The 21,637-nt window shown below is 29.4% G+C and carries 24 protein-coding genes and 1 pseudogene; 9 read left to right on the top strand and 16 right to left on the bottom strand.

Annotation, left to right across the window (positions count from 1 at the left end; translation table 11 throughout):
- The 16 genes from glmM to ABXT47_RS00885 all read right to left on the bottom strand — a co-directional run bounded on the left by glmM (position 1) and on the right by ABXT47_RS00885 (position 13,617).
- Complete coding sequence (glmM, locus tag ABXT47_RS00960; RefSeq protein WP_415308731.1) at positions 1 to 1,332, bottom strand: phosphoglucosamine mutase; 1,332 nt, start codon at positions 1,330 to 1,332, stop codon at positions 1 to 3.
- Positions 1,332 to 2,384: a dihydropteroate synthase gene (gene folP, locus ABXT47_RS00955; RefSeq protein ID WP_415308729.1), complete on the bottom strand. Its 1,053-nt coding sequence runs from the start codon at positions 2,382 to 2,384 to the stop codon at positions 1,332 to 1,334. Before folP ends, glmM begins: the two co-directional genes overlap by 1 nt.
- Positions 2,385 to 2,390: 6 nt before the next feature.
- Positions 2,391 to 4,277, bottom strand: a complete 1,887-nt coding sequence (gene ftsH / locus ABXT47_RS00950; RefSeq protein ID WP_415308727.1) for an ATP-dependent zinc metalloprotease FtsH — start codon at positions 4,275 to 4,277, stop codon at positions 2,391 to 2,393.
- A gap of 51 nt (positions 4,278 to 4,328) precedes the next feature.
- Complete coding sequence (gene tilS, locus ABXT47_RS00945) at positions 4,329 to 5,384, bottom strand: tRNA lysidine(34) synthetase TilS (RefSeq protein ID WP_415308725.1); 1,056 nt, start codon at positions 5,382 to 5,384, stop codon at positions 4,329 to 4,331.
- Positions 5,344 to 6,327 (bottom strand): tol-pal system protein YbgF, encoded by a 984-nt coding sequence (gene ybgF / locus ABXT47_RS00940; protein ID WP_415308723.1) that lies wholly within the window; start codon positions 6,325 to 6,327, stop codon positions 5,344 to 5,346. Before ybgF ends, tilS begins: the two co-directional genes overlap by 41 nt.
- An 83-nt stretch (positions 6,328 to 6,410) precedes the next feature.
- Complete coding sequence (gene pal, locus ABXT47_RS00935; RefSeq protein WP_415308721.1) at positions 6,411 to 6,893, bottom strand: peptidoglycan-associated lipoprotein Pal; 483 nt, start codon at positions 6,891 to 6,893, stop codon at positions 6,411 to 6,413.
- 85 nt (positions 6,894 to 6,978) lie between these two features.
- Entirely contained in the window at positions 6,979 to 8,319 is a 1,341-nt protein-coding gene (gene tolB, locus ABXT47_RS00930; RefSeq protein ID WP_415308719.1) for a Tol-Pal system beta propeller repeat protein TolB, read from the bottom strand.
- 1 nt (position 8,320) lies between these two features.
- Positions 8,321 to 9,130 (bottom strand): cell envelope biogenesis protein TolA, encoded by an 810-nt coding sequence (locus ABXT47_RS00925; RefSeq protein WP_415308717.1) that lies wholly within the window; start codon positions 9,128 to 9,130, stop codon positions 8,321 to 8,323.
- A 5-nt stretch (positions 9,131 to 9,135) separates the two neighbouring features.
- Positions 9,136 to 9,552 (bottom strand): protein TolR, encoded by a 417-nt coding sequence (gene tolR, locus ABXT47_RS00920; protein ID WP_168606651.1) that lies wholly within the window; start codon positions 9,550 to 9,552, stop codon positions 9,136 to 9,138.
- Position 9,553: 1 nt separating this feature from the next.
- Complete coding sequence (gene tolQ / locus ABXT47_RS00915) at positions 9,554 to 10,228, bottom strand: protein TolQ (RefSeq protein ID WP_415308715.1); 675 nt, start codon at positions 10,226 to 10,228, stop codon at positions 9,554 to 9,556.
- A 53-nt stretch (positions 10,229 to 10,281) separates the two neighbouring features.
- Positions 10,282 to 10,776, bottom strand: a complete 495-nt coding sequence (locus ABXT47_RS00910) for a crossover junction endodeoxyribonuclease (protein WP_415308713.1) — start codon at positions 10,774 to 10,776, stop codon at positions 10,282 to 10,284.
- The gene (locus ABXT47_RS00905; RefSeq protein WP_415308712.1) at positions 10,776 to 11,501 is read right to left on the bottom strand and encodes a YebC/PmpR family DNA-binding transcriptional regulator; all 726 of its coding nucleotides are present in this window, start codon (positions 11,499 to 11,501) and stop codon (positions 10,776 to 10,778) included. The genes ABXT47_RS00910 and ABXT47_RS00905 overlap by 1 nt, the downstream gene beginning before the upstream one ends.
- Before the next feature lie 5 nt (positions 11,502 to 11,506).
- Positions 11,507 to 12,313, bottom strand: a complete 807-nt coding sequence (locus ABXT47_RS00900; protein WP_415308710.1) for a TIGR00282 family metallophosphoesterase — start codon at positions 12,311 to 12,313, stop codon at positions 11,507 to 11,509.
- Positions 12,310 to 12,855, bottom strand: a complete 546-nt coding sequence (locus tag ABXT47_RS00895) for a 5-formyltetrahydrofolate cyclo-ligase (protein WP_415308708.1) — start codon at positions 12,853 to 12,855, stop codon at positions 12,310 to 12,312. The genes ABXT47_RS00900 and ABXT47_RS00895 overlap by 4 nt, the downstream gene beginning before the upstream one ends.
- Before the next feature lie 4 nt (positions 12,856 to 12,859).
- On the bottom strand, positions 12,860 to 13,306 hold the full coding sequence (locus ABXT47_RS00890) for a cell division protein ZapA (protein ID WP_415308707.1): 447 nt from the start codon (positions 13,304 to 13,306) through the stop codon (positions 12,860 to 12,862).
- A complete protein-coding gene (locus ABXT47_RS00885; protein ID WP_415308705.1) occupies positions 13,294 to 13,617 on the bottom strand; it encodes a 5-formyltetrahydrofolate cyclo-ligase in 324 nt (107 codons plus the stop codon). Before ABXT47_RS00885 ends, ABXT47_RS00890 begins: the two co-directional genes overlap by 13 nt.
- A 53-nt stretch (positions 13,618 to 13,670) precedes the next feature.
- Here ABXT47_RS00885 and tkt point away from each other — a divergent pair.
- From tkt to ABXT47_RS00840, 9 genes and pseudogenes are all read left to right on the top strand, one after another.
- Positions 13,671 to 15,628 (top strand): annotated as a pseudogene (tkt, locus tag ABXT47_RS00880) (transketolase).
- A 2-nt stretch (positions 15,629 to 15,630) separates the two neighbouring features.
- Complete coding sequence (gene gap, locus ABXT47_RS00875; protein ID WP_415308704.1) at positions 15,631 to 16,638, top strand: type I glyceraldehyde-3-phosphate dehydrogenase; 1,008 nt, start codon at positions 15,631 to 15,633, stop codon at positions 16,636 to 16,638.
- On the top strand, positions 16,638 to 17,816 hold the full coding sequence (locus tag ABXT47_RS00870) for a phosphoglycerate kinase (RefSeq protein ID WP_415308702.1): 1,179 nt from the start codon (positions 16,638 to 16,640) through the stop codon (positions 17,814 to 17,816). Before gap ends, ABXT47_RS00870 begins: the two co-directional genes overlap by 1 nt.
- A 1-nt stretch (position 17,817) precedes the next feature.
- Positions 17,818 to 18,828, top strand: a complete 1,011-nt coding sequence (locus ABXT47_RS00865) for a class I fructose-bisphosphate aldolase (protein ID WP_415308700.1) — start codon at positions 17,818 to 17,820, stop codon at positions 18,826 to 18,828.
- Positions 18,815 to 19,438, top strand: coding sequence for a thiamine phosphate synthase (gene thiE / locus ABXT47_RS00860; RefSeq protein ID WP_415308698.1), 624 nt, complete (start codon positions 18,815 to 18,817; stop codon positions 19,436 to 19,438). Before ABXT47_RS00865 ends, thiE begins: the two co-directional genes overlap by 14 nt.
- Complete coding sequence (efp, locus tag ABXT47_RS00855) at positions 19,435 to 19,995, top strand: elongation factor P (RefSeq protein ID WP_415308696.1); 561 nt, start codon at positions 19,435 to 19,437, stop codon at positions 19,993 to 19,995. The genes thiE and efp overlap by 4 nt, the downstream gene beginning before the upstream one ends.
- A 5-nt stretch (positions 19,996 to 20,000) precedes the next feature.
- Positions 20,001 to 20,741, top strand: a complete 741-nt coding sequence (locus ABXT47_RS00850; RefSeq protein ID WP_415308695.1) for an inositol monophosphatase family protein — start codon at positions 20,001 to 20,003, stop codon at positions 20,739 to 20,741.
- Positions 20,742 to 20,776: 35 nt separating this feature from the next.
- On the top strand, positions 20,777 to 21,007 hold the full coding sequence (gene rpmE, locus ABXT47_RS00845; protein WP_415308693.1) for a 50S ribosomal protein L31: 231 nt from the start codon (positions 20,777 to 20,779) through the stop codon (positions 21,005 to 21,007).
- The gene (locus tag ABXT47_RS00840; protein ID WP_415308691.1) at positions 21,008 to 21,595 is read left to right on the top strand and encodes a cell cycle transcriptional regulator TrcR; all 588 of its coding nucleotides are present in this window, start codon (positions 21,008 to 21,010) and stop codon (positions 21,593 to 21,595) included.
- Positions 21,596 to 21,637 lie beyond the last annotated feature (42 nt).

Genomic DNA, 21,637 nt, shown 5'->3' with positions numbered 1-21,637 from the left:
TTATTTAATTTTTTTTAACACAATTTTCAAACATTTTTGAAGCAATCTACTATTATCACTCTCTCCCATTACTCTAATTTTAGATTCCGTTCCTGAGCTTCTAACTAATATTCTACCCTGTCCTTTAATTAATTTTTCTGCTAATTTTATAGAATCCTTGATATCAATATTTTTAATTATATTTTTATCTTTAACTTCAATATTTTCCAATATTTGTAGAGTTTTCTTAAAGGTATTAAAAAAACTACTAGCTTTTTTTCCTTTTCTTAGTGAAAATAAAACTTCTAAAGCGACTAATAAGCCATCTCCAGTAGTTGCAAATTTACCTAAGATAATATGCCCAGATTGTTCACCACCTAAATTAAAATTATTTTTTTGCATTTTCTCTTTTACAAAACGGTCTCCTACATTTGATCTTAAGAATTTTATATTATGTAGTTTAAAAAATTTTTCTAGTCCATAGTTAGACATTAAAGTTCCAACCACACCTCCTCTTAACATTTTTTTTCTTTTCCATCTCATTGCTATTGCAGCAATTATTTGATCTCCATCAATTACAGTACCTTTTTCATCACACATAATAATTCTGTCAGCATCTCCATCAAGCGAAATTCCTATGTGTGCTTTATATTTTTTTACTGCTAACCTAATTTTATTTGGAAAAGTAGAACCACAATTTTTATTAATATTAAGACCATTGGGGTTTATTCCAATCGAAAATACTTTGGCACCTAAAGATTTTAACAATTCAGGCCCAGCCTTATATCCAGCCCCATTTGCACAATCAATCACTATTCTTAAACCTCTAAGGTTAAAATCTTTTGGTAAATTACTTTTTAAAATTTTTATATAATCTTTATTTGCAGTTTCTAACCTTTTTACACGACCTAATTTTTTTGGCTTAGATAAAGACTTTTCAATTTTTTGATCAATTAAAGTTTCAATTTTTTTTTCAATCTTATTTGAAAGTTTTAAACCATCAGGTCCAAATAACTTTAACCCATTGTCATGATATGGGTTATGAGATGCTGTAATCATAATTCCCATGTTAGCTTTCATGGTCTTTGTTAACATTGCTAAGCCATTGGTTGGAAGTGGGCCTAATGTATAAACGTGCATACCTGCTGACGTAAGTCCTGATACTAGCGCAGGTTCCAAACTATATCCTGATAGTCTGGTATCTTTAGCAATTATTGCGATTTGTTTCTTTTTTTTTTGAGTTTTAAAATAAGTACCTGTTGCAAGACCAAATTTAAAAAACATGTCTCCATTAATATTTTTACTGTTAACGGCACCTCTTATTCCATCTGTCCCAAAATATTTTTTTGTCATCAGTTTTTTATTAATTCTTTAAATACTTTTATACTTTGTCTTAATTCATTCACGTCATGAATTCTTAGAACTTGAACTCCTTGCATTATTGCATACATGGAAGAGGCTACTGTTCCACCTAACCTTCCCTTGCTATCATTTTTTCCAGATAAATCCTTAATAAATCTTTTTCTAGAAAGCCCAAGTAATATAGGAAAACCGAGAGTATGAAAAATAGAAACACTCCTAATTAAATTCATATTATGTTTCAAATTTTTTCCAAAACCAATCCCTGGATCAATCATGATATTATTGTGTTTTATACCTATGGATATTAAAAATTTAATCTTTCGTTCAAAGAAATCATAAATATCTAATAGTTCATTTTTATATTTAGGATTTTTTTGCATTTTTTCTGGTGTACCTTGTGAATGTTGAATTACAAATGGAGTTTTATTTTTTTTCAATACACTAACTGTTTCAGAGTCATAACTTAGCCCCGATACATCATTTATAAGCTTAACTCCTAACTGAATCCCTTTATTCATAATTTCTGATTTTCTTGTATCTAATGATAGTGGAATTTTTTTATTAACATCTTTTAATGTTTCTTTTATTCTATTCCATTCTTCTTTTTTACTGACAGGTTTAGATCCAGGTCTCGTTGACTCTCCACCAACATCAATAATGTCTGCTCCAGATTTAAATAAATTACTTGCATGAGATATTCCTGTGTTCTTTTTGTTAAACTTTCCACCATCAGAAAAACTATCTGGCGTTAAATTTAATATACCCATTATATTAGGAATTTTATTAAAATTTAAACTGGAAAAATTTTTATTTTTTTTAACAATAATCTTAATATCTTTATTAATTTTTTCTTTTAGTAATTTAGGTAATTTTTTTATATCCTTAAGGTCAATTACTTCGATTGAACTTCGTGTAAGGATTTCAATTTGTCCAAATGAAATTTTCTTATTACCGTTTAGTGGGAGATTTTTTTTTTTTCTAATTAGTTCTATCGAAGATTTACCATAAGCAAAATTACACACTCTTGTGTAATATTTTTTCATTCAATTTTAATGAACTATTTTTGGCTTAAGACCCATTGAACTTAAAGCTGAGCCTTTATCTTCATCTTCAACTTTTAAATCTTCTTTATTGCTTGGATATATATTTTTATTTATCAGGTTTTCTATTTCTTCACCTGAAAGTGTTTCATATGTTAAAAGAGCTTTAGCTAATTTATGAAGATCGTCAATTTTTTCAGTTAGAACTTTTCTTGCTCTTTCATAACCTTTATCTACAATTTTTCTAATTTCTGCGTCTACTTTTTTTGAAGTTTCTTCAGACATATTTTGAGTTCTAGCAACAGATCTACCTAAAAATACCTCTTCTTCATTTGAGCCATAAGCAACTGGTCCCAATTCTTTGCTAAGGCCTGCTTGCATTACCATGGATCTTGCTCTTTGAGTCGCTTGCTCAATATCACTAGATGCACCGGTTGTAACTTTATCTTCACCAAATATGATTTCTTCTGCTACTCTTCCACCCATAGCTATAGCTAATTGAGCATGAAGCTGTTCTCTTGTTTGAGATAACTGATCTCTTTCAGGAAGCTGCATAACCATTCCTAAGGCTCGACCTCTTGGAATAATTGTTGCTTTATGAATTGGATGAGCTGCATCTTCATTAATAGTTACTATTGCATGACCTGCCTCATGGTAAGCAGTTAAAGTTTTTTCCTCCTCAGTCATAACCATGGATCTTCTTTCTGAACCCATCATTACTTTATCTCTAGCATCTTCAAATTCAACAAGAGTAACAATTCTTTTATTTTTTCTTGCAGCAAGTAATGCTGCTTCATTAACTATGTTTGCAAGGTCTGCACCTGAAAAGCCAGGAGTTCCTCTTGCAACTGTTCTTAAATTTACATCAGGAGCCATTTTAATTTTTTTTACATGCACTTTTAATATTTTTTCTCTGCCTATAATATCTGGAAGTCCAACTACTACCTGTCTATCAAATCTACCTGGTCTTAATAGGGCTGGATCTAATACATCAGGTCTGTTTGTTGCGGCAATAATTATTACCCCTTCATTGGTTTCAAAACCATCCATTTCTACTAACAGTTGGTTTAAAGTCTGTTCTCTTTCATCGTTACCTCCTCCAAGGCCTGCACCCCTACTTCTTCCAACAGCATCTATCTCATCTATAAAGATAATGCAGGGTGAATTTTTTTTACCTTGCTCAAACATATCTCTAACTCTTGAAGCTCCAACACCCACAAACATTTCAACAAAATCTGATCCCGATATAGTAAAGAAAGGAACTCCTGCTTCTCCAGCTATAGCTCTAGCAAGTAAAGTCTTACCTGTTCCTGGTTGACCAACTAACAAACATCCTCTTGGTATTTTTCCACCAAGTCTACTAAATTTTTTAGGATCTTTTAAAAATTGAACAACTTCTTCCACTTCTTCTTTAGCCTCTTCTACTCCAGCAACATCATCAAAGGTAACTTTACCTTTTAACTCATTCATCATTTTTGCCTTAGATTTTCCAAAGCCCATGGCTCCACCTTTTCCACCTTGCATCTGTCTCATAAAAAAAATCCAAACAGCAATTAATAATAACATTGGAAACCACGATAATAAAACACCAAACAAAGAAGGCATCTTATCCTCTAAAGGAGCAGCTGATATACTTACGCCTTTTTCAGACAACTTCTCAATTAAATTTGGATAATTTGGTGAATAAGTAGAAAAAGTATTTCCATTAGCTAACACCCCTCTAATTTTGCTTCCCTGAATATCTACTTTTACAACTCCACCATTATCAACTTCTGATAAAAATTCTGAAAATATAATAGAGTTACCTTTGCCTACATTAGCTTGAGGGTTCTTAAACATATTATAAAGGCCTATTGTTAAAAAAACAATTACAGCCCACATAGCTAAATTTTTCATATTCATACTTATAAGATAATAATTATTATTAATTAAACAAGTGTCAAATTGTTACAAAACTTTAACTTTATTAAGGTTTTCTCTTGTTATTAATATGGTCTCATTAACGCTTTCAACAAAACAGCCACCTAAGGTTATTTTTGAAAATGTCTTAAGGGTTATTCGGTTAATCAACTCATTAATACTTTTTCCTCTAACAGGATAATATTTTTTTCCTACTTTTTGAATAATTAACGTCAAAGATCTGAAAACAACTTCATGAGATTGATCAAAAAAATTATAATTTAAAATATAAGTGTCTTTTTTTTTAATATGTACAGAGTTATATTTTAAATTTTTTTCAACATAAAATTTTATTGATTTGTCCGAGTCTCTTAAATTATCAATGGTCAATCTTAATTTTTTTAAATCTAATCCCTCTTTTTCAAGGGATTCTAATAAAGTTCTAATTCTTGTTCTTTTATATATCTTATTAATATTAGATGGATCTTTAATAAAATACTTAAATACTACTTTAGAAATATTAATTAAATCATTTTTTTCTAAGTTGAGTAATGGTCTTAAAATATTTAGATTTTCATCTTTATATTTTACACTTTTGTTAAAAGATACCAGTCCATTTAGACCACTTCCTCTAACCACTCTAATTAAAAAATTTTCAAATAAATCATTTGAATGATGTCCTAACAATAAGTGCTTAATATTATTTTTCTTACATTCTTTTGATAGTAAAGAGTATCTTGCCTCTCTTGCTAAAGATTGGATATTTCTAATAGGTTTTTTACCTTTCCAACTTAATACTTTGCATGTAATGCCAATTTTTTGTAAAATTTTTTTTACAGAAGCAGATTCTTTTGTCGACTCAGTTCTGAGCTTATGATCGACTAAAAAGAATTTAACTGTTACTTTATTTTTTATTGAATAGCATTTTGCCAAGTAAGCTAATGCCAAACTATCAGGTCCACCTGAAACTGCTACAGCTAAATTTTCCCTAGCATTTAAAGAGGAAGAGAATTCACTATAAACTTCAGAAATTTTTCGATTTTTGAGAAAGCTAAGAATTTGTTTATGAGTTTTGTTTTGAGCACTCAAATTTTTTTGATTCATACTTTGCTTTTTGAAGCACAGATTGATTTGCTTTAGGATATTGTTTTTCAACTCCCATAATCATTTTACAACCTTGCTCTTTCTCTCCTATTTGAACCATTGATACACCAAGTTTTAATAAATTTATAGGAGCCTTCTCACCTTTTGGGTATTTTTGGTATCCCTCAAGATAAGCCGAAGCCGCATCAGTATAAAGTTGTCTAATTCTGAATGTTTCAGCGTACCAATATTGAGCATTTCCTGCAAGCTTGTGTTCTGAATTGGATAATACAAATTCCCTAAAAGCCCTCTCTGCCATGCTATAATCGCCTACTTTTAAAAAACTAGTTGCAAACTCATATTGCTTTTTAGGAGTATCATTAGGTAGTATGTTTTGTTCTGCCTCAAATGTTTCGGTTACTATTGATGATGTGGATTCTATTGATTTTATTTTTTGTGTAGTTTCATTAGTCTCTGTATCTTTATATGAAATTGAACCTAAGTCTTGTGGTTGTGATGAGCCAGGTAATTTTTTTTCTAGCTGTTTTTTTGTTTTAGATGTTAATTTTTGACCAACCTCTCCTGAAGATAGGATATTTTCAATATCTTCAAATCTTAGCTGATTGTCAGCTTGAACCTTGGAAAGTCTATTGGATAACTTATCTAGTTTAAAATTTATCTCTTCAAATTTATTAGTGAGTTCTTGAAATTGAACCTCTACTTCTGATAACTTTAATAAATGCCTTGTTAAAACATCCTCTGAGTTTTCATCAAAACTTAATTGATTATTCGAGTTTTCTGTATTTACTGATCCAGAATAAACAGCTTTTTCTAATGTATTTAGATCTTTTTGAATTAACTCTAAAATTTCATTCAAATTATGATTATCTGATAATGCAATATTAGAAAAAAAAATAAAGATAATTGTTAACTTAAACTTAATTAACTTTTTACAATCAAACATAATATTTTGATTAGTAATTATAATAATGGCAAAAAAAAGACCCTATGCACATAAGTGTATAGGGTCTTTTATAATTTAATATACTAATTAGCTTTAACTGAAACTGATCTTCTGTTTTTTGACCAAGCTAATGGGTTAGATCCTGAATCTACAGGTTTTTCCTTACCATAACTTAAAACTGATATTCTGTCTGAAGAAATTCCATAAGTCATTAAATAATCCTTTGCTGAATTAGCTCTTCTTTCCCCTAATGCTAAGTTATACTCTCTAGTACCTCTCTCATCAGCATGTCCTTCTAATACAATGTTGATATCTGAGTTTTTTCTTAACCAGGTTGCTTGTTTTCTTAAAGTCTCTCTTGAAGCAGTTGTTAAAACTATTTCATTTGTTGCAAAGAAAACTCTATCCGGTACGCCAGATGCTAAGTATTCAACTGAATCAGTTCCTGTATAAACGTCTGATTGCATTTGTCCTACACTTGCTTTCTTTTGAGTTGCACAAGCTGTTAATACTAAACTAGCTATTAGTACTAAAAATCCATTTTTTAAAATTTTTCTTAAGTTCATTATTGCTCCTTAAATCTTAATTGATGTTCTTACTTTTTCACAACTAATTAGATGTTTCAAGTTAAAAAATCAAGAAATTTAACAATTAATTGCTTAATAATGATGACCATGATGGGTCAGAAGCGTCTGTTTCAGTTTGAATCATCTTTTCATTATATCCTGTAAGGTCAATAGACCATAATTTAGATGAAAAACCTTCACCTTTAGAATTTGTCTTTGTTTCTCTATAAAAAATTAATACTCTTCCATTTGGAGACCAAGAAGGGGCTTCTTGATAAAAATTTTCAGTTAGTAGCCTTTCACCAGTTCCATCGGTCCTCATAACTCCAATATAAAACTTACCTTTATGTAGTTTGGTAAAAGCAATTAAATCACCTCTAGGAGACCATACAGGCGTTGCATACAAACCATTTCCAAATGAAATTCTTTTTACATTCTTTCCTTTACTACTCATTATATAGATTTGTTGGTAACCACTTCTATCAGAATTAAAGGTTATATATTTTCCATCAGGAGAATAAGAGGGAGATGTATCAATTGAAGGATGATTTGTAATTTTTTCAACAATTCTATTTTCAAGGTCCATTGTATATATGTCTGAGTTTCCATCTTTAGCAAAACTCATTATAATTTTTTTACCATCTGGAGAAAACCTAGGTGCAAATGTCATACCTGGAAAATCTCCAACTACTTCTTGCATTCCAGTTTCGATATCTAATAAATAAACTCTAGGTAAATTTTTAAAATATGAAAGATATGTAACCATTTGATTGGTTGGACTAAATCTTGGAGTTAAAACTAGCTCATTACCAAGTGTTAAAAATTTATTATTAAAACCATCTTGATCCATAATTGCTAATTTTTTTATTCTATTAGTTTTTGGGCCTTCTTCAGAGATATAAATTATTCTAGTATCAAAATAACCTTTTTCGCCAGTTAAACGTTCATAAACTTTATCTGTTATTATATGTCCTACTCTTCTCCAGTTGCTTGGTACTGTTGTAAAAACTAAAGCCATTATTTCTTTTCCAGCCAAGACATCCCACAATCTAAATTCCACTCTTAAATTTTCATCTACAAATGTGACCTTGCCCGTTACAAGGGCCTGAGCTTTTATTAAATTCCAATCTTCAAATCTTGGTTTTAAATTTGCTATATCTGGTTTTTGCAAAAATGCATCTTTGTTAAGAGGATTAAATAAACCAGACTGTTTTAAATTATTTTCAACAATTTTTGATATTTCTGCTCCTATATTTTTTTTTTTTAAAACTTTATTAAAACTAATTTTTGATTTTTCATCTATGGATAGCGGAGAAATTGCAATGGGAAGTGGATTCAAATTTCCCCTAGTAATATCAACTTCTATCACTGCAAAAACTTTAATGGGTAATAAAATCAATAATATAATTAAGTATCTTAAAATCATTTTATCCTTCTAGCATTTCTCTTGCATCAAAATTTAACTGTAACTCTTTCCATCTCTCATACCCTTTACTTGGAACTCTAAGAGGTTGGCAAAGTTTAATAGCTCTTAGTGCACTTTCAGCTAACACTTTGTAAAATCCTTGTCCAGGTTTATTCATTCTAACATGGTCAAGAATCTCTGTTTTTATAATAGAGCCATCTGGTTTTAATTGTAACTTAATTCTAACTAATAAATTTTCATTATATGGTAATCCTAATGGAATACTCCAACAGCCAAATATTTGCGCCTTTAAGGCATCCTCCTCACTCAAGGTTAATGCTGAAATATCCGCATCTTTATCCTGATCTTGGGTTATTTTATCTAGTTTTTTGTTTGTTTCAGCACTTTCTACCTTAGATTTATCAATTAATGCTGCAATATTATTAGAGTCAAATAACTCTTTTTTTTCAAACTCTGAAATTTGTTTTACTTCTGTTTCTACTTTTTTAGGATTTTGTTTCTCGTCTTTAATTTTTTCTACTTTATCTATTTTGTCATCAGGCAGTGGTATGGCATCTGGTTTTTGTTTTTTTATTTTTTTTGGTGGGGCCTGTTCAGAAACTAATTTTTTTTCTTTTTCTTTAACTTTTTCAATTATTTTTTTTGCTTTTGGAGCAAAAGGAATATTTGTTTTGTCTGTAATTTGAATAAGTTCAACTGATATAATTGGTGGCAGGTCAATTGGTTTTTTAGCAAGAAACGGTAAACTCATTGCAGTGATTATAACAAGCAAAGTATGAAGCCCAAAAGAAATAATAACATTTCTATTCAATATAATCACCTTTCCTTATATGGCTCTGAAATTAATGCAACTTTAGTAAAACCAGAACCAGACAACATTCCCATTATTTCTAAAACTCTACCATAGTTTATAGATTTATCTCCTCGAACATATATTCTTGTATCAGTTCTATTTTTTGATACAGCCAAAATTTTTGCTATTATTTTGTCATATTCAACTTTAGATTCTTGAATAAATATTTCACCTTTTGAATTAATGGATAAAGTTAATGGTTCTAATTCTTCAGGTAACGAATCTGCAGAACTTTCTGGTAGGTCAACTTGTATTCCAACTGTTAGTAGTGGTGCAGTAACCATAAAAATGATTAATAATACTAGCATCACATCTACAAAGGGGGTGACATTAATTTCGCTCATAGGCTCTTTAGATGAACGGTTGAGTTTAAAAGCCATTTTATATTATTGATAAAAATCTTTTAGAAAAATTTTCTAATTTTTGTGAATATTTTTTTGAGTCGTTATTATACTTGTTATAAGCAACAACTGCTGGGATAGCTGCTAGAAGACCAAGAGCAGTTGCAAATAGGGCTTCGGCTATCCCTGGCGCTACAATTGCCAAACTTGTATTTCTTGAAATTGCAATCGACTGAAATGAATTCATTATTCCCCAGACTGTTCCAAACAACCCTATAAATGGAGCGGTAGACCCAACTGTTGCTAGAAAAGTAAAACCTTTTTCAAGTTTTACCATTTGCTTTTCTATATTAGCTTCAAGCATTCCACTCATCCTGTCATTAAGATTTGATTTGTTTTTTGCTTTTAGTAAAGTTTGCATAGAATCTTTAAATAATAGAGCCATGGGATTTTCTAAGTTAACTGGTAAACTATTATAAAAACTTTCTGCTGATTTTGATTTCCAAAATTTTTCCTCAAACTCTTCAGACTCTAGATTAATTCTTTTAAACAATCTAAATTTTTCAATAATAATTGCCCATGAATAAATAGAGCATCCAATTAACATGAGTATTACAGATTTTACGATAAAATCTGCTCTTATAAACAGGCTCCATAATGAGAAGTCAGTGTTTGATGCAAGTCCTACTGCTTGTGATGTTATATCAGCTTCCATAATTATGATTTCACACTTAAATGTGTCATGAATTTGACATTATTAGACTTAATTTACTCTTCTGACTTATAAGTTTCATAATAAAAACTAGCAATCAATATTGCATCAGCTTTATTTGAGTCCTTTTTTCTTAACAATTGTGATGAAAAATAAGGAAATACTTCTATCGCTTTAGTTCTGCTAGCATCTTTTTCAGAATTTATAAGATTAAAATATTTTTTCCATTTTGCAGGTCTCACAAAATACATTGGTAATTGCATCGCAGAGCATATGCCTTTTAAAATTCCAAAAGATTGACCAAAATTAAACATACTCGTTACACCTTGGCCAGGCATTGCCGAAACTTGCTCTATTACAACTTTTATTTCTTCTTTTTTTAAATTTTTAATACGTAAAGAAATTTCATAATATATTTGTGCACCATTAACCTGTTTTTTATTTTTTTTGCCTTCCGCCATACTTGGCATTTCCACAACATCAATTATTTTCCCATTTTCAAAAAAACAAATAGAGCCTGAGATACCAGGATCAATTCCAATTATTAGCATTAATTATCTCCAAAATTTATATTTGAGTAAACATTTTGAATATCATCATCATCCTCTAATGTTTCTAAAAAATTAATCGCAGTCTCTACCCTATCTTTTGGAACATCAACATTATTTAGAGGTACCCACTCAATTTCAGTTGAAATAAAATTCAATATTATTTTCTCTAAGTTTTTTTTTACAGTATAAATCTCACTCATTGCACATTGAATCTCGTGATAATTATTATGAGAAATACATTCATCTGCTCCAGATACAATTGCTAATTCAAAAATTTGTTCATCTGATATTTCTTTTTTATTAATCTTAATGATACCCATTTGATTAAAATTATGTGACGCAGAACCTTGTGTTCCTAAGTTTCCACCACTTTTTACAAATATAGATCTAATATTAGAAGCCGTTCTATTTTTATTATCTGTTAGCGCTTCTACAATCACAGCTATCTTATCTGGACCAAACCCTTCATATCTTAAATTTTCATAATTAGTTTCAGTATTAGTAGATGATTTAGCGATTGCTCTCTCAATATTATCTTTTGGCATGTTAGCTGACTTTGCAGCTTGAATTGCAGATCTAAGTCTTGGGTTCATATCAGGATCTTTATCTCCTAATTTTGCAGCAACACTAATTTCTTTTGATAATTTAGAAAATATTTTAGATCTTTGCTTATCAGCCTTGCCTTTAGAATGTTTTATACTTGCCCACTTCGAATGACCTGACATAATAGTTATTGAGAATTTTTTAATTCCCCTCCATATATAAAATTTTCTATGTTTTTTGCTAACCCTGTTTCTATATCACATTCAACAATCACACCACACAAACTAGCATTTCCAATTGCTGGAAAGTGTTTAATAGATTCTTTTTTAAAAAATCTGTTAACTGAATTTTCTTTATTCATCCCAATAACGGAGTCATAATCTCCACACATTCCAGCATCGGTTTGATAAGCCGTGCCTCCTTTTAATACTCTTGCATCATTTGTAGGAACGTGAGTGTGGGTACCAACAACTAATGTTGCCTTACCATCAAAATAGTGGCCCATGGCCATTTTTTCACTTGTTGTTTCTCCATGAAAATCGACTAATAGAAAATCATAATCTTCTTTAAGCTTGTATTTTTTCATAAATTTTTCAGCAGCTTCAAATGCGTCCTCACATTTTTTCATGAAAACATTTCCCATCAAATTAAGTACGCCAACTCTCATGCCATTTTTAGCTGCAAATATTCCAAATCCTTTTCCAGGAGATGGTTCAAATAAATTTTTTGGTCTGAGAAGTCTGCTTTCTTTTTCAATATGTGACATTATTTCTTTTTGATCCCATACGTGATTGCCTGTTGTAACAACATCCACACCACAATTGAAAAAATCCTTACATATATCTTCTGTAAGGCCAACACCTGAATCAGCTGCATTCTCTCCATTAACAACTACAAAGTCAATTTTTTCATTTTTTATTTTTGAAAGTATATTGCTCAAAATCATCGATCGTCCTGAAATACCAACTACATCACCTAAAAAGAGTATTTTCATATTATAGTATTTTTATTTGTTACAATATAATCTAATTTTTGATCATATGCATTAATTGGAACTTTATCTATTTCCTGAGTTGAAAAAGCTAAGCCTATCTTTAAAATATTTTTTTTTTTTGATAACTTTTTAATTAATCGATCATAATATCCACCACCATAACCAAGTCTATTTAAATTTTTGTCAAATCCCACTAGGGGAATTAATAGAATATCTGGATAAATTATATTTTTAATTTCTGGCTCAGGTATTCCATATTTATTTATTTTAAGTGGATCAGAAAATGTCCATTTATAAAAATCCATCTGAAAGTTTTTTTTAATGACAGGTAAAGAAATAAGAAATCTATTTTTTTCAAATTTTCTTAATATTGTTAAATCATCTATTTCGAAATTTACAGGATAGTACCCACCAATAATTTTTTTTGTTATTTTTTCTATTTTAATAATTTTTATAAGTTGATTAAAATCTATTTGAATATTTTTTTTATTAATTTTTTCTCTAACTTTAAGAATTTTTTTTCTTAATTTAGATTTTAACACAGAATTATTGAACTGGATTTTCTAAATTTGCTTTTTCTACAAAACTTTCAATTTCGTCTGCTGCTGCTTCGATTATTTTTTCATAATCCTCTTTATTTTTATCTATTTCTTTTTTAAAATCTTCATGATCTTGTGACAACTGTTTCATCTCTTCTTCATTCTTGTCTCTATAATCATAAACTAAGGATTTTAATTCTCTGAATTTATTTGATAGGTTGTTTAATTCAGTTTTTTTTTGTTCTACTTTTTTTTTAGTTTCAAAGTACTCATCCATTATTTGCACTGAGGTAATCAACAAAAGTTTATTCTCTCCAATGTTTCCTAGATCATTTTTTAAATCATTAAATTTTTTGTTAATATGAGTTAACAATTCCTCTAAATGCTCTTCTTGTCCATCATCACAAGATAAAAGAAAATCTTTACCATTAAATTTAATATTTACATTTGCCATTTATCTATTTCCTCCAATAAAGTATCTGTTTCTTGATTTAATTCATCTATTTTTTCTGAAAATTTTGTCTCTTTTTTTTGTTCATCTATTTTTCTTTGATTAATATCCTCTAATTTTTGATTAAGAGCTTTGTATTCACTTTCTAAATTTTGATACTTTTCTTCTATTTGTTTCTTTTCAATTTCTAATTGATTTTTTTGAGCACTTAAATTTTCTAGATTAGACTTTAACGTTGGATTTTGTAAATCTAAACTCTTCAATCTATTAAGTGCAAAACTTAGTTTTTTTTCTTTTTCACTGTCTGTTTTCATATATATATATTCATATTATTAAATTGAGTCTTCGAAGTCTAGATAGGATATTTTTGAACAAACTACATAAAGATTTATCAAACGCAATAAGGTTTTTGTCAATAGATGCTGTTCAAAAAGCAAACTCAGGACATCCTGGAATGCCAATGGGGATGGCAGATGTGGCAACTGTTTTATTTAGAAATTTTCTTAAATTTAATCCAAAAAATCCCAATTGGTTAAATAGAGATAGATTTGTTTTATCTGCAGGTCATGGATCTATGCTCCTTTATTCATTGCTACATTTAACTGGGTATAAAAGTATTTCTTTAAACAGCATTAAAAATTTTAGACAATTAAAATCTATATGTGCGGGCCACCCTGAGTATCACTCTGGTACTGGAATTGAAACCACGACAGGTCCCCTTGGTCAAGGCATTGCTAACTCAGTTGGGTTTGCTATTGCAGAAGAAATTTTAAAAAAAAAATTAGGTAAAGAAATAGTAAACCACAAAACTTACGTTTTGGCTGGAGATGGATGTTTAATGGAAGGCATTAGTCATGAAGCAATGAGTTTAGCTGGGCATTTAAAATTAAAAAACCTAGTAATGCTTTTTGATAACAACTCAATATCAATAGATGGACCAACTAGTTTAGCAGTTTCAGATAATTTTAAAAAAAGATTTGAGTGTTATGGTTGGGATTATATTCTAATTAACGGTCATAATGAAAAAGAAATTTTTACGGCTTTAAAAAAAGTTCAAAATGCAGAAAGGCCAACTGTTATTTCATGTAAAACAAAAATTGGGTATGGTTCACCCAATAAATCTGGAAAAGCTTCTTCACATGGTAGTCCTATAGGTGCAGATGAGATTAAACTAGTCAGGAAAGTTTTGGATTGGAAACATAAACCTTTTAAAATTCCTAAAAATATTTTAAATGAATGGAAAAAAATTGGTAATAAGGGTGCAAAAGCTGAGTCCACATGGAACAAGTGTTATAATAAAAAAAAAAAACTGTGGATAAAGTTTTTAAAAATAATTTTTCTAAAGCTTTAAAATCTGAAAAACAAAACTCTATTAAAGAAAATAAAAGCCTAGCTTCACGTAAAGCTTCTGAGTTGACTCTAAATTCTATTACTAAAGAAAATAATACATTAATTGGTGGTTCGGCTGACTTGGCTGGATCTAATAATACCAAAACAAAATATCACAATGTTATTAAATCTGCTGATTTTAATGGTGATTATATTCACTATGGCGTCAGAGAACACGCAATGTCTGGAATAATGAATGGACTAGCCCTTCATAGTAAATTTATTCCTTATGGTGGTACTTTTTTAATATTTTCTGATTACTGTAAACCTTCAATTCGTTTGTCTGCTTTAATGCAACAGCGTGTTATTTATGTAATGACCCACGATTCAATTGGTTTAGGTGAAGATGGGCCAACTCACCAGCCAATAGAACAATTATCTGGATTAAGATCTATTCCTAATTTAAATGTTTTTAGACCAGCTGATAGAATGGAAACTATTGAGTGCTGGGAATTAGCTTTAAAAAATTCTAAAACACCAAGTGTATTGTCTTTAACCAGGCAAAACCTTGAACCTATTAGAAAAAAATTTTCAAATAAAAATAAATGTTCTCTAGGTGCTTACGAGGTTTTAAGAACTAATAAAAAAATAATTTTAACAATATTTGCTAGTGGTTCTGAGGTCAATTTAGCAATTGAGACTAGCCATAAATTAGCCAAAGATAAAATATACTCTAAAGTTGTGTCGGTACCATGCCAAGATATTTTTGATTTACAGTCTAAATCATACAAAAGAAAAATTCTTGATGAAGCAAAATTTAGAATATCTATTGAAGCTGCTTCAACAGATTGTTGGAAAAAATATGTTGGAACTGAGGGTTTAACTTTTGGAATAGATACATTTGGCAAAAGCGCACCATACAAAGAAATTTACAAATATTTTGGATTAACAGTTCAAAATATTTTGAAAAAAACTAAAAAACTAATAAAGAATTAAATATGACGATAAAAGTTGGCATTAATGGAATGGGAAGAATTGGCAGAATGATAATTAGAGCTATCGTTGAAAGTCAAAATAAAAATATAGAAATCAAGCATATTAATAACAGGTCAAATTCTGAGGCAAGCTGCTCATTAATAAAATATGATTCAATTCATGGTAAATTCAATGCAGATTTAAATTATGATGAAAAACATTTAATTATTAATAATAATAAAATAACATTTTCACAAGAATCTAATATTGAGAATATAAATTGGAAAAAATTTGATGTTGATTTTGTTTTTGAATGTACTGGAAAATTCAACTCAAAAGAAAAATTATTAGCCCATATAAAAAATGGTGCGAGGAAAGTTATAGTTTCCGCACCTTGTAAAAATGCGGATAAAACAATTGTCTATGGAGTAAATGAAGATATTTTGACAAAAGATGATCAAATTATCTCTGCAGCATCTTGCACAACTAACTGTCTTGCACCTGTTGCAAATATTTTAAATAAGAATTTTGAAATTGAAAAAGGGTTTATGACTACTATTCATGCTTTTACTAGTGACCAAAGAATTTTAGATAATTCACATAAAGACCCAAGAAGAGCAAGATCAGCCAGTCAATCAATTATTCCAACTTCAACAGGTGCTTCAAAAGCAATAGGTGAAATTATACCATCTTTAAAAGGCAAACTAGAAGGTATTGCCATGAGAGTACCAACTCCTAATGTTTCACTAATAGAATTGGTTTTTTGTACTAAAAAAGATATGGATAAAGATGCAATTAATAATGCATTTATCTCTGCTTCTAAAAAACAGATAAAAAAAGTTTTAGAAGTTACATCAGAAAATTTAGTTTCAATTGATTTTAATCACAATTCAGCTTCAGCAATTGTTGACTTATCTTTAACCAATGTAGTTGGCAAAAATATGGGAAAAATTTCAGCGTGGTACGATAATGAGTGGGGTTTTTCAAATAGAATGTGTGACATTGCAGAACACCTCCATAAAATCTCTTGATGAGAAGTATAGAAGATGAGCATAATCTAAATGAAAAAAAAGTATTACTTCGGTTGGATTTAAACGTCCCACTACGTAATGGAAAAATTACAGATACAACTCGAATAGATAAAATTTTACCTACTATTAATTTTTTATTAAAGCTTGGAGCTAAAATTATAATATTATCTCATATTGGCAGGCCTAAAGGTAAAGTTGAAAAAGCTCTTTCTCTCAAACCAATATGTGAAAATTTAAAAATTAAATTAAATCAAGATATAAAATTTATTTCAAAAAACTTAAAAGAAGTTAAATCTGATGATTTGTTTAATGATCACGATCAAAAAATTGTAATACTTGAAAATCTTAGATTTTATGAAGAAGAAGAAAAGAATGACAATATATTTGCAAAACATTTGGCAGGTTTAGCGGATATTTATATCAATGATGCTTTTTCATGCTCACACAGAGCTCATGCTTCAATTTCCAAAATTACTAAATTTATTCCCTCATACGCAGGTCTACAATTAAATTTAGAAATTGAAGCTCTAACTAAAATTACATCTGAAATTAAAAGACCCGTAACCTGCATCATTGGAGGATCTAAAGTTTCTTCTAAAATTAATATTATTAAAAACTTAATTTCTAAATTTGATAATATTGTAATAGTTGGTGGGATGGCTAATAATATACTTAAATATAAAGGGTATGAAATTGGAAAATCTATTCAAGAAAATGATTGTGATCAAGTAATTGAAGAAATATTTTCTCTATCAGAAAAAGAAAGTTGTAAAATTGTTTATCCTGAAGATGTTACAGTAGGAAAAAACTTAAACGGATCACCTGAAATAAAAGAGTTGAAAAATGTTTCAAAAGACGAATTAATTTTAGATATAGGACCAAAAACAATTAAAACTATTAATAAATTAATTGAAGAAAGTAGTACTATTTTATGGAATGGGCCTGCTGGCTATTTTGAAAATTCTAAATTTGCTAAAGGGAGTATAGAAATTGCAAAAAAGATTGTTGAAAAAAGTGAAACTAATACAATTTATTCTGTAGTTGGTGGAGGGGATACTGTTGCTTTATTAAATATTATAGGAGTAACTAATCACTTTAATTTTGTATCAACTGCCGGTGGAGCTTTTTTAGAATACCTTGAAGGAAAAAAACTTCCTGGTATAAAGGCACTTAATTAATATGTCTGAATTAAATAAAATTGCATTAAAAATATTATCAAATGGAAAAGGAATCCTTGCTGCAGACGAAAGCATCGGAACAATGACTAAAAGGCTAGACTCTGTTAATGTTCCTTCTACTCCAGAAAATAGACTGTTATTTAGAGAAGCACTTTTTTCTTCTGATGGAATGAAAGAATTTATTGGAGGGGTTATTTTATACGATGAAACAATTAAACAAACTTCTAGTTCAAAAAAATCTATCCCTGAATTAATCTCTACAACTGGAGTAGTGCCTGGAATTAAAGTTGATACTGGTGCAAAAATTCTAGCAGGGTCGGTTGAAGAGAAAATTACAGAAGGTCTAGATGGTTTAAGAGAAAGATTACAAACATACTATAAGCTTGGTGCAAGATTTACAAAATGGAGAGGTGTCTATAACATTTCAAATAAGTTTCCAAGCAAACTATCTATTCATTCTAATGCTCATGCGTTAGCAAGATATGCCTCATTAGTTCAAGAATGTGGAATGGTTCCAATTGTAGAGCCTGAAGTTTTAATGGATGGAAGTCATTCTGCTGAAATTTGTTTTAATAAAACTTCTGAAGTTATTAAAAAGTGTTTTGAAGAATTAATACTTCACAATATTGACTTAAGTGGAATAATTTTAAAACCTAACATGATCTTAGCAGGAGTTACCTCTGATAAAAAAATATCAAGTGAAGAGGTTGCAAAACTTACTTTAAAATGTCTAAAAGAAAATGTGCCCTCAGATATACCTGGAATTGCTTTTTTATCTGGTGGCCAAACAGAAGTAGAGGCTACTGAAAATTTGAATTCAATTAATAAGCATAATAATACTAATTTTATTATGACTTACTCATATGGTAGAGCCTTACAACAAAGTGCACTTAAATTTTGGTCAAAAGATATTAAAAATATTGAAGGAACTCAAAAAGTCTTCAACCACAGAGCCAATATGTGCACACATGCAGCTCAAGGAAAATGGTCAGCAGAACTTGAGTCAAAATAAAACAAATAAGAAATTTGTTTATTTAATCTCTCCAAATAAGATTAAGAATGACAAGTTCTATACTGATCTGGCATCAGTGTTTAGTTCCAAAAAAATAAGTTTTTTTCAATTAAGATTAAAAAAACAAAAAAGTAGAGAAAATTTTATTATAGGAAAAAAAATCAAAGTTATTTGTAAAAAATATAAGGTTAAATTCTTAATTAATGACGATCCTAGACTTGCAAAAAAACTTAATGCAGATGGTTGTCATTTAGGTCAGAAAGATATGGATTTGACAAAAGCTAGAAAAATATTAAAGAATAAAATTATTGGTGTCACTTGTCACAACTCCATTACTTTAGCGAAGAGTGCTATAGAGAATGGAGCAGACTATTTAGCTTTTGGAGCATTTTATGCTTCTAAAACCAAAATAGTAAAATATAGAGCTAATTTGACAATATTAAAGTCTATTAAAAAAATAACATCTCTACCAATTGTAGCTATCGGGGGTATAAAGTTTAATAATTATAAAAAACTTTTATTGAATAAAGCAAACTTTTTAGCTATTTCAGGCTACATTTGGAATAATAAAAAATACAAACCTTTAGAGGCTATAAAAAAATTAAAATGAAATTATACGCAAGTGAAATTAGAGTTGGCATGTTGATTGAATACAAAAATGACCTTTGGCAAGTTTTAAAAACACAACACGTCAAACCAGGTAAGGGTGGTGCATTTGCACAAGTCGAAATGAAAAGTGTAAATAAAAATACAAAATTAAATGAAAGATTCAGATCAAGTGAATCTGTAGAAAAAGCATCACTAGATGAAACAAAATTTAACTATCTTTATGATGATGAAACAGATTATCATTTTATGAATCCAAAATCTTATGAACAAATTAATATTAAGAAAAGCATTATTGGTGATAAAGGTAAATTGTTAACAGAAAACTTAGAAGTAAGTATAAGTTTTTATAACGAGGAGCCATTAATGGTGGAGTTACCTAATCAAGTTACTTGTACAATTGAAACAACAGATGTGGCACTTAAGGGTCAAACAGTTTCCTCTTCTTATAAGCCTGCAACTTTAGATAATGGAATAAATATTCAAGTGCCTCCTTTTATTGATAATGGAGATAAAATTATAGTTGATACTAGAACTATGGAATATATCAAAAAAATATAAATCTTATGCAATCAATATCAGCTAATCTTAACATAATGATCAAGGCTGCTGAAAAAGCTTCTAGAGCTTTAATTAGAGATTTTGGAGAGATAGAAAAGCTACAAGTTTCAATCAAAGGTCCGACAGATTTTGTATCAAATGCTGACTTAAAAGCAGAAAAAATAATTATTGAAGAATTAAAAAAAGCAAGACCCTATTATTCTATTATTAGTGAAGAAGATGGCTCTGAAGTAAATAAAGATAAAAATAACACTTGGATTATAGACCCTATTGATGGTACTACAAATTTTTTGCATGGTGTACCACATTTTGCAATATCTATTGCACTAAAATCTGCTGATGAAATAGTTTCTGGATTAATTTACGACCCAATAAAAGATGAAATGTTTTATGCTGAAAAAGAAAATGGTGCTTTTTTTAACAACCAAAGAATTAGAGTTTCAAAAAAAAAAGAGCTTAATAGTTGTTTGTTTGCTACAGGAGGCATATCAAAAAATGATGTTGATCTTCCCTTAAGAAAATCTGGAAGCGCAGCACTAGATATAGCATATGTTGCAGCTGGTAGGTATGATGGCTATTTTCAAAATGACCTTAATTTGTGGGATATAGCAGCAGGTATAATAATTTTAAAAGAAGCAGGTGGCATGATTAATGAAATAGACCTTTCTCAAAATAAAAATATTCAAATAAGGGCCTCTAGCATGGCAATTAATGAGAAAATGCTCAAAAAATTAAAGAACTTTTAATTGTTTTATAAAATTCTTTTGCTATAAGTCTCGATATGAAAAAAGACATTCACCCAGACTACCATACAATAAAAGTAGAAATGACCGATGGAACTCAATTTGAAACAAGATCAACTTGGGGAAAAGAAGGAGAAATTTTAAAATTAGAGATTGATCCTAAATCACATGCTGCTTGGACTGGTGGAAAACAAAAATTAATGGATAAGGGTCGAGTTAGTAAGTTCAATAAAAAATTCCAAAACTTCAGATCAGAAAAAAAGGACTAGATGTCAAATGTACCATTAATGCCAATGGCAACTGCTGTTTGGCTAGTAGAAAATACAACTCTTACCTTTAAACAAATTTCGAAATTTTGTAATTTACATGAAGTAGAAGTTCAAGGTATTGCAGATGGTGAGGTTGCAAAAGGAATAATGGCATATAATCCAATTATATCTGGTCAACTTACTAGAGAGGAAATAGAGCTAGCATCAAAAGATGAAAATAGAGCCTTACTAATTAAAAATATCGATATTGAAATATCTACGACAGATAAAAAAATTAAAAAATATATTCCTCTATCAAAAAGACAGGATAAACCAGATTCTGCATTATGGTTAATAAAACAACACACAACTTTAAAGGATTCACAAATAGCTAAGTTAGTTGGAATAACTAAAAATTCTGTTACCTCAATTAGAAATAAAAGTTATTGGAATTATAATAATTTAAATCCTAAAGATCCAGTTGCTATGAGCTTATTCTCACAAAAAGAATTAATTGAAGCAATTGAAAAAGCAGAAAGAAGAATAAAAAGGGAAAAAAAAGAAAAAGAGAAAGCAAAAAAATCAAAAGAAGTTTCAAACAATGAATAAATTTAATAGACATCAAAATTTTATAGTGATAGTTACTCACTT

Origin of the sequence: Candidatus Pelagibacter sp. Uisw_099_02, assembly GCF_047727625.1 — a bacterium.
GTDB lineage: Bacteria > Pseudomonadota > Alphaproteobacteria > Pelagibacterales > Pelagibacteraceae > Pelagibacter.
The sequence above is the reverse complement of the archived record's forward strand: the minus strand, read 5'-3'. Positions and strand labels throughout refer to the sequence as shown.